Source organism: Nocardiopsis moroccensis (genome assembly GCF_055763695.1).
Map to the genome: position 1 here is coordinate 3,468,429 of NZ_CP199747.1, position 12,869 is coordinate 3,481,297.

Here is a 12,869-nt window from a genome sequence, read left to right on the forward strand (position 1 = left end):
GACGGCGTCCCCGGCGCGAGGACCGTACTGTCGGACTCGTGGCAGCACTACTCTCCCGCTTCCCGCGCCCCGACCGCACCGACCTCTGGCTCACGGTCGTGCTCCTGGCCCTGTCGGTGGCCAGCACCGCGGCGGTGGAGGTGATCGATCCCGTGCCCGAGGACACCGAGCCCTGGCCGTGGGGGTACGCGCTCATCCTGGCCGCCGGTCTGCCGCTCCTGTGGCGGTCCGCCTTCCCGCGAACGGTCGCGGCGGTCTCCGTCACCACGGCGTCCGCCTACTATCCGCTGGGTTTCCCGGACGGGGTGGTGATGCTCTGTGCCGCCGTGATGCTCTACACCGTGGTGCGCCGGGGTTACCGGGGCTTCGGGTGGGCACTCGGCATCGGCCAGTTCGTGGCGGTCAACGGCTACGAATTCCTGGTCATGGGCGACTACCGGCCGGAGGCACTGGGCATCGTGGCCTGGGTCCTGGTCCTGCTGTGTTCCGCCGAGGTGGTGCGCTGGCGCCAGGAGTACCTGCACGCGGACCAGGAGCGCGAAGCGGAGGTGACCAGGAGCCGGGAGGAGGAGCTGCTGCGCAGGGCCTCCGACGAGCGGCTGAGGCTGGCGCGCGACGTGCACGACACGGTCGCCCACAACATCTCGCTGATCAACGTGCAGGCCGGAACCGCGCTGTACCTGATGGAGAGCCAGCCGGAACGGGCCGCCGAGGCGCTGGCCACCATCAAACAGACCAGTAAGGACACGCTGTCGGAGCTGCGGGCCATCCTCGGGGTACTACGGGTGGTCGACGAGGACGGGTCGGCGCCGCGGTCACCGGTCCGGGGCCTGGACCGGGTCCAGGAGGTGGTGGCGGGCGCCCGCGGAGCGGGGTTGGCCGTGGACGTGCGGGTCACCGGCGAGGAGCGGCGGCTGGCCGTCGGGGTGGACGGTGTGGCCTACCGGACCGTGCAGGAGGCGCTCACCAACGTGGTCCGGCACGCGGACGCGGACCGGGCGTGGGTTCGCCTCGACTACGGGCCCTCGGAGCTGTCCGTGGAGGTCACCGACGACGGCCGCGGAACAGTGGGCCCGCCGGCCGCGGGCAACGGCATCACCGGGATGCGGGAGCGGGCCGCCCTCGTCGGGGGTTCGGTGGACGCGGGCCCTGCGGACGGGGGAGGATTTCGGGTACGGGCGAGGCTGCCGGTCGACGGCGGCCCCGCGAAGGGACAGGGAGAACAGGTTGATCCGGGTACTGCTCGCCGATGACCAGGCACTGGTTCGAGCGGGGTTCCGTGCCCTGTTGGACAGCGCGCCCGACATCGAGGTGGTCGCGGAGGCGTCCGACGGCGAGGACGCGGTCCGCCTCGCACGCACCGAACGGCCCGACGTGGTGCTGATGGACATCCGGATGCCAGGGGTGGACGGTCTGGCCGCCACCGAGCGGATCCTGGCCGAGCCTTCCCTGGAGCGGACGCGGGTCGTCATCCTCACCACGTTCGACCTGGACGAGTACATCTTCGACGCGCTGCGCGGCGGCGCGAGCGGGTTCCTGGTCAAGGACACCGAACCGCGCGACCTGCTTCAGGCGGTGCGGGTCGTCCACGGGGGCGAGGCCCTGCTCTCCCCCGGCATCACCCGGCGGCTGATCGCCGACTTCGCCCGCCGCCCGCCCCGCGACCCCGAACCGTCGGCGCGGTTGAACGGGCTCACCGACCGCGAGCGCGAGGTCCTCGCCCTGGTCGGCCACGGACTGTCCAACGAGGAGATCGCCCGGAAGCTGGTACTCAGCCCGGCCACGGCCAAGACCCACGTCAGCCGCACCATGGTGAAGCTGGGGGTACGCGACCGGGCCCAGCTGGTGGTACTCGCCTACGAGACCGCCCTGGTGACCCCGGGCTGGGCCCGGGACGACCGGTGACCGGGCGACGCACTGTCCCGGGCCTCTGCCGGACCCGCCCTCCGCGGCCCACACCGGCCCGGGTGAAGTTCTGACAGAAGGCGGACCTCGTCGAGGATGGTCAGCACGCCCCCTCCCGTTGTGTTCGCCGTGCTGTCGGTGCTCTCCTCGGTGGTGCTGTGGCATGCGGGTGCGGTGTCCGAGGCCGCTTACAGGGCGTACGGATCGCTTTCCGGAGACCCCGGGCGGACGTCGGGGTCGTCCCCTACGCCTCGGAGAGTAGGCCCCCGGCCGGGATACCTCCCCCGGGGTGCCCCACGTGCCGCCCCGGGGACGATGCGACGCCCCTGGCCGTCGGCGGATGCTGTTCGGCGTCCCCACCGCCGACCGCAGAGGCCAGCCGATGTTCGAAGACCCGCTCGTCCTGGCACGGCTCCAGTTCGCGCTGACCGCCGCCACGCACTACATGTTCGTCGCGCTCACCCTCGGGTTGGCCCCCTACATCCTCGGCGCCCAGTTCCTCGCGGTCCTGCGCGGTGACCGCGCACGGATGGCCTCCGTCCGGTTCTGGGGCGGCCTGTACCTGGTCAACTACGGAATGGGGATCCTGTCCGGCCTCGTGATGGAACTCCAGCTCGCCCTGAACTGGAGCGGACTGCACGAGATGTTCGGGTACACCTTCGCGGCGCCACTGGCCCTGGAGACGATGACCGCCTTCTTCGTCGAGTCCACGTTCCTGGGCCTGTGGATCTTCGGCTGGGACCGGATGGGCCGGTGGGCCCATCTGTTCTGCTTCGCGGTGGTGACCGCGACAGCGTACGGGTCGGCGTGGTGGGTGCTGGTCTCCAACGGCTTCATGCGCCGCCCCGTGGGCTTCGAGATGGTGGACGGGACCGCGCACATGACCGACCCGGTCGCCCTGATGACCAACCCCGCGGCACTCGTGGCCTTCCTGCACGTGGTCACCGGCGCGATGCTGGTGGGCGCCCTCGTCATCGCGGCCGCCAGCGCCTACCATCTGCTGCGCGGCAACGACCCGCACGGGATCTTCCGGCGCGGGATGAGCTACTCCGCCGTGACGATGTGCGTGATGCCGTTCCTCGTCGTGACCTTCGGCGGTATGCAGTTCCAGATCTTCGGCGAGGACCCGCCCACCAGCGGGCTGACCTACACCGCCGAGGAGATCGAGGCGGTCGAGGCCGCCGGGCGAAGCGCGTTCGTGACCACCGCGAACGTGACCGGTGACGCCGTGATGATGACCGCCTGGGGCATTATGTTCTTCCTCGGCCCGGTCATGCTGCTGCCCCGGATCCTCGCCCTGCTCGACCCCAGGCGGTGGTTTCCGAACCGGTTCGCCTCCCGGAAGCGCCCCGGCGTCCTGTTCCCGGCCTGGTTCAGGCCGCGCCGGTGGGGCCTGGCAGTCCTGCTGTTCTCCCCCCTCCTCCCCTACCTGGCGAGTGTGGGCGGCTGGGTCTACCGGGAGACCAACCGCCAGCCCTGGGTGGTGGTGCACCACCTGACCACCGCCGACGCCGTGACACCCATGTCCACGGGCGCGGCCCTGGTGTCCTTCACCCTGTTCACCGTCGCCTTCGCCGTGCTGGCCGCCGTGACGTACTGGCTGCTGGTCCGCCTCGCCCGCCGCGGCCCGGAGGCAGGCCCCCTGGCCGAGCACCGCGAGGAGGCCCCTGAGAAGACCGACGCCCCCGTCCACACGTTCTGAGAGCCAGAGGGAGACAACCATGGCCGTCCTCGCCGAAACAACGCCCTCCGCGGTACTCCTCGCACTGTTCGTCGTGGGCTACCTGGTCCTGGCCGGGGCCGACATCGGTCTGGGCATGTTGATGCCGCACGTGGCACACACCCCGGAGGAACGCCGTCGCGTGGTGTCCGCCATCGCCCCCTACTTCCTGGCCTCCGAGGTGTGGCTGGTCGCCGCGGTCGGGGTGCTGGCCGGGCTCTTCCCCGCCCTGGAGCACCAGGTGGTCGGTGACCTGTGGCCGGTGATCGTCGTCCTGCTGGCCGGATGGCTGTTCCGGGACGCGGGGCTGTGGTTCCGCGCCCGGGTGGACGGCCGGCGGTGGCGGTCCGTCTGCGATACCGCGCTCGTGACGGGCAGCTGGGCCCTGGCCGTCGCCTGGGGGCTGGTGCTGGCCGGTCTGCTCGGCGGCGGCCTGTCCGTGGACCCCTTCACCGTCACGTGCACGGCGGCGGTCACTTCCCTGTTCGCGCTGCGCGGCGCGGCCTTCGGCGCACAGCGGCTGGTCGGGCCGGTCCCCGGGGAGAGCGCTGACACCGCCGCCAGGGCGACGCGGACCCTGGCCCGGGTGGCGCTGGGCTCCGTCGCGGTGACGGTGGCCGCCGCGGCGGGCTTCGGTGGGCCGGTACTGGTGCGCCTCGAGGTCGCGGTGTTGCTGGTCGCGGTACTGCTGGCGGCCCTGGCCGCCACCAGCGGTCTGAGCGGTCCGATGCTGTCCCGGTACACCTCCGCCCTGGCGATCGCGGTCCCGGGGCTGCTGGTGGCCTCGTCCGCGCAACTTCCGTCGGCGGACATCCCCCAGGTGACCGCCGTGTTCGTGTGGTCGATGCTGGCGCCCGCAGTTCCGGTCATGCTCCTCGGCCAGGTTTGGCTCTACCGAATGACCCGCCACCCCGCGGCCCCTCCCAGCTTCTTCGCCTGATCCCCCCGGAGAAGCCACTGGTCAGCGCGGTCCCGGTCGAGAGGTGCCGGTTTCACGCCCCCGGGCCGAGGCAGGGTCAACTCCCCGCCTCGGGTTGGGAAAGCCGGGCGACGGGCACTTCCTGTTGCGGGAAACGTACCCGTGACGCCCCTCCCGGTCCCGGGAGGATCCGGCGTGATCGCACACGGGCGCGGCGTCGAGCCCTGAGGAGGGACTGTGACCCACCCCCTGACCAGACCACCGAGTCAGAGCGGCTGCAACTGCGGCTCCGGATGTGGCTGCGGCTGCCAGAGCGGTGGCTCGTGCGGCTGCGGCGGCAACTGCGGCTGACCGCCCCGACCGGGGCACCCGTCCAGTTGACCGGTGCCCCACCCCTTCCTGCGGGCCGTCCCTCCCCTCGGGGACGGCCCGCGTCCTTTGCCCGGCGGACCCCACTCCCACATCGCGACAATCCGCAACGATATGTGTACTCTAAGTCACAGCGCTTTTCCCCTGGGGATGAGCCGCTGCGTATCCACCCGTTGGGGAAGGCGATGCCGCCGTTCACGAGACCAGCGACACGGAGGGGACGACGCCTCTCCGACCACGCGAGGCTGCTCCAGTACGTGCAGCAGATCCTGGAGCGCTCGACTCGGGCCGTGCCCTGGGAACCGGAGACCGTCGGACTCCCCGACACCCGCTCCGGCAGCGCACTCGCCCGGATCAACGACGTCGCCTTCTACGCGAACGCGCGCAACGAGGTAGCCACCCTGGCGAGCGTCTGCGTGGACCTCCTCCTACTGCACAGCCCCGACGGCTCGGAACAGCCCGACCAGGCCACCGGGCGCCGATGTCGGAGCTGCCACCTGACCTGGCCGTGCCCGACCTTCGGTGAGATCTCACGACTCCTCGGCTGAGCGTCCGCCCGCCCCCGTGGACGGGGACCCGCACAACGGACGTCGCCCGCCGAAGTCGGGGCGCGATCCGACTTCGACGGGCGACGGTTTTCGGTTCGCCTGCCGCCGGCGACACCCCACGACCGAACTGCGGGATGCCCTCACCGGGCGAGGCTTACCCAGAGGCTAATACTGGAACGAGTTCTACCGCAAGACCAGAGCGCCACTCGGTTTTCCAGAAAACCCCTGATTACAAAGAAGAAGTGACAGAGACAGGGTCAAAAGCTTCTCTGAAACAGGATCTACTTGTCCGGGATCGAGTACTGGATCGCGGCCCGGTCGCTCAGCAGCGGGCCGATGACCGCGAGGGCTGACCGGTGCTCGGGGTGGTCCCGGTAGGCGACGAAACCGGCCTCGTCCGCGACCTCGGCGACCACGGCGAAGTCGTAGGCGCCCTCGCTGATCCCGAGGTCCGGGCCGAAGGTGTAGGAATCAAGCTCGGGGATCGCGTCGGGAAGCGCGCCCAACAGCCTCTCGACCTGGGCGACCTGCTCGGGGGTGACGCCGTCCTGCCAGCGGAAGAGCGCGATGTGTCGAAGTGCCATACCCGAGAACCTACCCGGGTCCGGGAGGGAGGGGAGGCCGACCAGGCCCAGGGGCGGGGGACAGCCCCTGGGACCGGCGGCGGCAGGACGCCACGACCCTCACCCCGGGGACGAAGAACCCTCCCACGAACACCGGGGCGCGCCATACCCAACTGACGTTAACGAGGCACCGGTAACGCGAACACCCCCCTTCGGATAACCGGAACGTCTCGATTCCCACCAGCCAACGAACGCACGCCCCTTCTGACCTGCGGAGACGAACTGTCCGCAAGGTGAAGTACACAGTCCGCACATCTGGTACGGCCGGCACCGAGGCCGTAGGCCGACCCCGGACCCGGACCCGGCCCCGGACCCGGGCTCCGGGTTCGGCCGGGCGGGCCCGGACGGCCTGGCCGGCGCGGTCGGACCCGCATGGCCGAAGGAAACGGCGAAGCCCCCGCCGGAAAACCGGAACAGGAACGTCCCGCAGCAACCAGGGGAAAGGTTGCAATGGGTTGCAATTCCAGCGGAGGCACAGACAAAGAAGATCCCGGGTCACCCCGGGGAAGTGGTTCAGCTAATCCTGGTAGCTATCAGATACGCACTCGGCGAATCGGCGTCAATAATTTCCGTGACCCTCCACACCTGGCCGCCGACACTGAACACATCACCCACCCGGACATCGATCATGGGCGTGGGCCGCCACTCTTTCGGGCCGCCGATCTTGGCCACCGGCTGACCGTCTTCGTCGGTCCAGAAGCTCCCTCCGCCAACGGGTCCGCCAGTGAAGCGGTCGTTGCGCCCGTAACTGATCTTCTCCTGCGCGCCGATCTCGTGGACCACCGTGGACTCAGTCCCAACCGTCTCGGATTCCATTGAAAACGCATCCATATTAACCCGGACCGATCAATGACACAGGGAACCAGCAGACCGGATCAGCGTTTGAGCAGAATAACCGACAAAAGTAATGCGCGGGCCAGGACTTTAGTCCCGACCCGCGCATGCGGTAGTGAAGCTAATTCGTGCCGTTCGACGAACCCCGACCGCCCTTGAGCCGACCCACGAGCGTTTCCAGCGCCGAGCTGAACGGGTGGTCGTGCACCATGTAGGTCCAGGTCATCGTCGGGCGTTTGACCCCGACGGAGCTCACGTCGAGCTCCCCGTCGACCACCTCCAGCTCCTCGAAGCTGGCTGCGGCCCGCGCCCGGGCCTCGTCCAGGAAGCCCTTGAAGACCGGGACGGCCTCGCGGTTGAACTCGTCGAGGGGATCCCGGCGACCGAGGAAGCGCAGGTGGATGCCCTCCCGCAGCTCCGACAGGAACGCGTTGTGGTCGGTCCAGCCCCGGTCCAGGTGGTACAGGGTGATCAACCGGGCGGCCCTGGCGACCTTCTCGGCGTCCAGCTCCTCCACCAGCTCCTCGTGACGCTCCTTGCGGTCCGCCCTGATGTGCCGGTCGCCCTCGTCCCCGGACAGGACCAGCTCCCGGTGTTCCAGGACCACCTCACGCTGCACGTCGATGAGCTTGTTGTACCGCCAGGTGTTGCGGTGCACCTCCAGCAGCTGCCCCTCGGAGACCCGCTGGGCGTGGTCGACCATGCCCAGCCAGGCCTCGTCGGTGATTTCGCCCTCGGCCGTGGTCTGGAAGCCCGTGGTCTCGGGCGCGTGGTTCACCAGCAGGTCGTCGTCCATGCTGACGAAGAAGATGGAGTCACCCGGGTCGCCCTGACGTCCGGCACGCCCGCGCAACTGTCCGTCCAGGCGGCTGCTGGGGTAACGGCCGAAGCCCATGACGAACAGGCCTCCGGCCTCCACGACCCGGTCGCGGTCGGCCATGTCGCTGCCGCCGAGCCGGATGTCGGTGCCGCGACCGGCCATCTGGGTGGAGACGGTGATCGCGCCGTGGGTGCCCGCCTCCGCGATGATGGAGGCCTCGTCCGCGTCGTTCTTGGCGTTGAGGACCACGCTCTCCAGCCCGGCCTCGCGCAGCCGGTAGGCCAGGAGCTCGGACTCCGCCACGTCCTGGGTACCGATGAGGATGGGGCGGCCCGTCGTGTGGACCTCCTTCACCCGGGCGACGAGGGCGTCCTCCTTCTCCTCGCGCGTGGCGTACAGGCGGGTGCCGTGGTCCTCCCGGATGTTCGGCTTGTTGGAGGGGATGACCGCGACCTCGCGCTCGTAGAACTCACGAAGCTGCTCGGCGACGGCCATCGCGGTACCGGTCATGCCCGCGAGCGTCGGATAGCGCATGACCAGGGCCTGCACGGTGATGGAGTCCAGGACCTCGCCGGTCTCGCTGACCGCGACCTTCTCCTTGGCCTCGACCGCGGCCTGGAGGCCGTCCGGCCAGCGCTGGAGCAGGGCGATACGGCCGCGCGACTCGTTGATCAGCCGCACCTCGCCGTCGCGCACCACGTAGTGGACGTCGCGTTGGAGCAGCACGTGCGCGTGCAGGGCCAGGTTGACCTGCGGGAGGACCGAGGTGTCCTCCTCGGAGTACAGGTCGACCCCGTCCAGGGACTTCTCGACCGCGTCGATCCCGGCGTCGGTGAGCTGGACGTTGCGCCCCTCGCTGTCGACCTCGTAGTGCAGGCGCGGTTTGAGGGTGCGGACGACGTCGGCCATCTCCACGTCGGCGGGCATGCTCTCCGCCGCGCCGGCAAGGACCAGGGGCACCCGGGCCTCGTCGACGAGCACGGAGTCCGCCTCGTCGACGATCGCCACGTGGGGTTCGGGGACCACCCTGTCGTCGACGTCGGTAACCATGCGGTCGCGCAGCACGTCGAAACCGAGTTCGCTGACGGCCGCGTAGGTGACGTCGCAGGCGTAGGCGTCCTTGCGCTCGGCGACGGTGGACTCCTCGCTGACGAAGCCCACGGTCACCCCGAGCATCTTGTAGAGGGGCCGCATCCACTCGGCGTCGCGCCTGGCGAGGTAGTCGTTGACGCTGAGCACGTGGACACGTTTGCCGCGCAGGGCGAACCCCGCCGCGGCGAGGGTTCCGGCGAGGGTCTTGCCCTCACCGGTGGCCATCTCGGCGACGTGGCCGTCGAGCAGGGCCATGACACCGAGCAACTGCACGTCGAAGGGGCGCTCGTCGAGGGTGCGCCGGGCGGCCTCACGGCCGACCGCACACAGGTTGACAAGGTCACCCGGGGAGTAGGGGAGCTCGGCGTAGCCGAGGTCGATGGCCTTCTCCGTCAGCTCTGTGTCGCTGAGTTCTCGCAGACCCTCCTCTTCGGCCTCGATCGCCGGCAGGAGCTTGGTATAGGGCCGCAGGTCCACCGCACCGGGCTTGCCCAGTAGGCGGCGGACGCTTTCCGCCATTCGTCCGAACACCACGCCAGGGTAACGCTGGACACAACCGATTGGTTCCCCCCGTACGCTCGCTTGACCGAACCAACAGGGACAAACCACCACATAAGTCCGGCATCGAGGGGTGCAGAGGTCAGTTGACGAGCTGACGCTGGGTCCGCTGCCGCGCCTCCACCGCCATCGCGTGCTTGACCAGAGTGACCAGGACCCGCACCACGGACCTGCGGTCGCGCGCATCGCAGTAGACGACGGGGACGTCCGGGGTCAGGTCCAGGGCATCACGCAACTCCTCCGCGCTGTAGGCCGCCTCGGGGTCGAACTCGTTGACGGCGACGACGAAGGGCAGACGGTACTGCCTTTCGAAGTAGTCCAGGGCCTGGAAGGTGTCCTCCAGGCGCCGGGTGTCAGCGAGGATCACCGCGCCCAGAGCGCCCCGGACCAGGTCGTCCCACATGAACCAGAAACGCTGCTGACCGGGCGTGCCGAACAGGAACAAGGTGAGGTCGGTGTCCAGGGAGATCCGGCCGAAGTCCATCGCCACCGTGGTGCTGGTCTTGTCCGGGGTGTGCGAGAGGTCGTCCACACCCGCGCTGGCCGCGGTCACCGCGGCCTCGGTGCGAACCGGGGGAATCTCCGACACAGCCCCGACGAACGTGGTCTTTCCGACCCCGAAGCCCCCGGCGATGATGATCTTGGTGGACAGTTCGGTGGGTGCGTGGACGTTGTTCGTGCTGTTAGCTGAGTGGGTCACAGTTTGTCCTAGCGAGAGTGCCGGGCCTGCACGGACGGTTGGCTCACACGACCCGGTCTGGAGGGGGCGCGGCGCTCCCGGGTCCGAACTTCCACAGGAACGACCGCATCTGGAACCTAACACCGGACGGCGCTGGAATCCGGGGTTTCCGCACAGTGGGGAGCGAGGTCACAACCCCGGCCATTGCGCCCTTTCCGGCCACCAGGCACCCCGAGAGACCCCAAGGTCGAATGTCCACCTCGTGGCGGGGAGTCCGCCTTGGCCGACGGACCGTAGTCAGACAAGCACACTCCCGTACCCCGGACGGTCGACTTTACGACATTGTGAGAGGCCGTTTTCGGCCGCTTTCGGCCGCGCCAATCCCTGTCCGGCGCCCGCCCACGCCATCTACGGTGGAGAACAGGGCACCACCCAAGCGCGGTCGCACGAATCTCCTGGCACGAGGCGCGGCCACCACGGGGCCCTGGCGGCGCCCCGGGGCACGACCACCGCCGACGTCTCGCTCTTCGACGTCGGACCGGCCGTATCCCCCACAGGACGCCCCTACAACCGTCACCGGCCCACAACCGTCCACGTGGGCCGGTGACGTGTTTGCTGTGCTTGATGTGTTTGTTTTGGTCCTCCGCTTCGCTTCGGCCCGTGTTCGGCGCCTTTGCGGAGGGATTCGGGTTGTAGCAGGCACAGCATCCTCGGCGGCGCCCTGCTCGCCCACCCGTCGCCCGCCGCCACCCTCAACGGACGCCTACGGCGCGGTGCCCGTCCCTGCCGGCGGCTTGCCTCGTCTTGCACCGTGTTTGCTGCAACCCGGACTCCCGCGCCCGAACGAAAGAACACCCCCTGGGGCCGGGGCGGGCAGGCAGGGGCACCCGTTGGGGCCGAGGTGAGTGGGAGGGTGCTCCTGCTGTGGTTGAGGTGGGAAGGCACGCCTCTTGGGGCTGAGCTTCTGCCCCGGATATTGGCACACCCCCTGGGGCAGAGGTGAGCGGGAAGCACTCCCCCTGGGGCTGAGGTGGCTGGACAGGGGCGCCTCCTGGGGCGGAGGTAGGCACTCGGGGGCGCTCCTGTGGCCGAGGTTGACCACTGGCCGGGGCCCTCTGCTCTTCCTCCCGGGCGGATTCGGCCCCCTCTTGAGCCGTGATCTTGCTACCAGGGGCAACTTCGGCGCCGAAGTTGCCCCTGGTAGCAAGATCACGGCGGGTTGGCGCACATCGCACGAGTGGGGGCTGTGGACGGGAGCGTCCCGGCGGCGGGGTGCGTAGGATGGGCGGGCACCCTCCCCGGACGGCGCCCGCCGCGGTGCGACGCGTGCGCGCGCGAACGGGTCGAGGGCCGATTTCCCGAACAGGCCGAACACTCCGGAGCCGAGAACCCCACATGTCCGATCAGCGCGTCGTCCGCCCCACTCCCATCAGCGGTTTCCCCGAGTGGACCCCCCAGGTCCGGGCCGTGGAGCAGCGTTGGCTGGACCATATCCGCAGCGGATTCGAGTCCTTCGGCTTCGCCTCCGTGGAGACACCCTCCGTGGAGAACCTCGACGTGCTGATGGCCAAGGGCGAGACCTCCCAGGAGGTCTACACCCTGCACCGGCTCCAGGCCGACGACTCCGATGACTCCGATGCCAAGCTCGGTCTGCACTTCGACCTGACCGTGCCCTTCGCCCGGTACGTCGCACAGCACTTCAACGAGCTGACCTTCCCGTTCAAGCGCTACCAGATGCAGCGCGTCTGGCGCGGCGAGCGCCCGCAGGAGGGCCGTTTCCGCGAGTTCACCCAGTGCGACATCGACGTCATCAACGTGGACTCGGTGCCCCTGCACTTCGACGCCGAGCTCCCCCGCATCGTGCACCGGGTGCTCAGCGGGCTCGACATCCCCGCCTGGACCCTCAACGTCAACAACCGCAAGGTGCTCCAGGGCTTCTACGAGGGCCTGGGCATCAAGGACCCGATCGCGGTCATCCGCGCCGTGGACAAGCTCCACAAGATCGGGGACGACGGCGTGCGCGCGATCCTGGAGGGCGAGGGGCTGACCGACGAGCAGATCGACCCCTGTCTGGCCCTGGCCCGGGTGAAGGGCACCGGCGTCGAGGTGATCGAGAGCGTCCGGGCGCTCGGGGTGGTCTCGGAGCTGCTGGAGGAGGGCCTGGAGGAGCTCGCCTTCGTCCTGAACGACCTCGCCGACCTGCCCGAGGGCAGCGTGGTCGCGGACCTGTCCATCGCGCGCGGTCTGGACTACTACACCGGGACCGTCTACGAGGCCTCCTTCGACGACGACCCCGGCTACGGCAGCATCTGCGCGGGCGGCCGGTACGAGAACCTCGCCGGACAGTTCATCCGCAGGCGCCTGCCGGGCGTGGGCATCTCCATCGGCCTCACCCGGATCTTCGCCAAACTGGTGGCCGAGGGCAGGATCGAGGGGGGCCGGGTCTGCCCCACCGACGTGATGGTCGTGGTCCCGAGCGCCGACCAGCGCGCCGAGGCGCTGCGCACCGGCGAACTGCTGCGCGAGCGCGGCTTCAACACCGAGGTGTTCCACTCCACCGCCAAGGTCGGCAAGCAGATCCAGTACGCCTCGAAGAAGGGCATCCCCTTCGTGTGGTTCCCGCCCTTCGAGCAGGGCGGGGAGCACGAGGTCAAGGACATGGCCAGGGGCGAGCAGGGTCCGGCCGACCCGACCGTGTGGACCCCCGAGGGGTAGCCCCGCGCCTGCGCCCGCCCCCACTTAGCAGTTATCGGCCCGGCACGGGTGGTTTTCGACCTCCCGTGCCGGAACCGGCCATTCCCG

At 69.6% G+C, this 12,869-nt stretch carries 10 protein-coding genes; 6 read left to right on the forward strand and 4 right to left on the reverse strand.

From position 1 onward, the window contains the following. Nucleotides 1-38 precede the first annotated feature (38 nt). The 5 genes from ACUKCB_RS15445 to ACUKCB_RS15465 all read left to right on the forward strand — a co-directional run bounded on the left by ACUKCB_RS15445 (nucleotide 39) and on the right by ACUKCB_RS15465 (nucleotide 5,461). Entirely contained in the window at nucleotides 39-1,253 is a 1,215-nt protein-coding gene (locus ACUKCB_RS15445) for a sensor histidine kinase (protein WP_473036317.1), read from the forward strand. Next, nucleotides 1,228-1,905, forward strand: a complete 678-nt coding sequence (locus tag ACUKCB_RS15450; protein WP_473036318.1) for a response regulator — start codon at nucleotides 1,228-1,230, stop codon at nucleotides 1,903-1,905. Before ACUKCB_RS15445 ends, ACUKCB_RS15450 begins: the two co-directional genes overlap by 26 nt. A gap of 382 nt (nucleotides 1,906-2,287) precedes the next feature. Continuing rightward, nucleotides 2,288-3,607, forward strand: a complete 1,320-nt coding sequence (locus tag ACUKCB_RS15455) for a cytochrome ubiquinol oxidase subunit I (RefSeq protein ID WP_473036319.1) — start codon at nucleotides 2,288-2,290, stop codon at nucleotides 3,605-3,607. A gap of 19 nt (nucleotides 3,608-3,626) precedes the next feature. Beyond that, nucleotides 3,627-4,565 carry a cytochrome d ubiquinol oxidase subunit II gene (locus ACUKCB_RS15460; protein WP_473036320.1) on the forward strand — a complete coding sequence of 313 codons (939 nt, stop codon included), beginning with the start codon at nucleotides 3,627-3,629 and terminating at the stop codon, nucleotides 4,563-4,565. A gap of 533 nt (nucleotides 4,566-5,098) precedes the next feature. After that, the gene (locus ACUKCB_RS15465; RefSeq protein WP_473036321.1) at nucleotides 5,099-5,461 is read left to right on the forward strand and encodes a hypothetical protein; all 363 of its coding nucleotides are present in this window, start codon (nucleotides 5,099-5,101) and stop codon (nucleotides 5,459-5,461) included. Nucleotides 5,462-5,742: 281 nt separating this feature from the next. On the opposite strand, the gene ACUKCB_RS15470 is transcribed toward ACUKCB_RS15465, so the two are convergent. The 4 genes from ACUKCB_RS15470 to ACUKCB_RS15485 form a co-directional block, all read right to left on the reverse strand. Further along, the gene (locus tag ACUKCB_RS15470; RefSeq protein ID WP_473036322.1) at nucleotides 5,743-6,045 is read right to left on the reverse strand and encodes a Dabb family protein; all 303 of its coding nucleotides are present in this window, start codon (nucleotides 6,043-6,045) and stop codon (nucleotides 5,743-5,745) included. Between the two features lie 552 nt (nucleotides 6,046-6,597). After that, nucleotides 6,598-6,867: a DUF6406 domain-containing protein gene (locus ACUKCB_RS15475; RefSeq protein WP_473036323.1), complete on the reverse strand. Its 270-nt coding sequence runs from the start codon at nucleotides 6,865-6,867 to the stop codon at nucleotides 6,598-6,600. A gap of 172 nt (nucleotides 6,868-7,039) precedes the next feature. Continuing rightward, nucleotides 7,040-9,349, reverse strand: a complete 2,310-nt coding sequence (secA2, locus tag ACUKCB_RS15480; protein WP_473041022.1) for an accessory Sec system translocase SecA2 — start codon at nucleotides 9,347-9,349, stop codon at nucleotides 7,040-7,042. A 121-nt stretch (nucleotides 9,350-9,470) separates the two neighbouring features. Then, nucleotides 9,471-10,088 carry a GTP-binding protein gene (locus ACUKCB_RS15485; protein ID WP_191268224.1) on the reverse strand — a complete coding sequence of 206 codons (618 nt, stop codon included), beginning with the start codon at nucleotides 10,086-10,088 and terminating at the stop codon, nucleotides 9,471-9,473. A gap of 1,374 nt (nucleotides 10,089-11,462) precedes the next feature. Here ACUKCB_RS15485 and hisS point away from each other — a divergent pair. Further along, nucleotides 11,463-12,782, forward strand: coding sequence for a histidine--tRNA ligase (gene hisS, locus ACUKCB_RS15490; RefSeq protein ID WP_473036324.1), 1,320 nt, complete (start codon nucleotides 11,463-11,465; stop codon nucleotides 12,780-12,782). The last annotated feature ends 87 nt before the right edge of the window (nucleotides 12,783-12,869 follow it).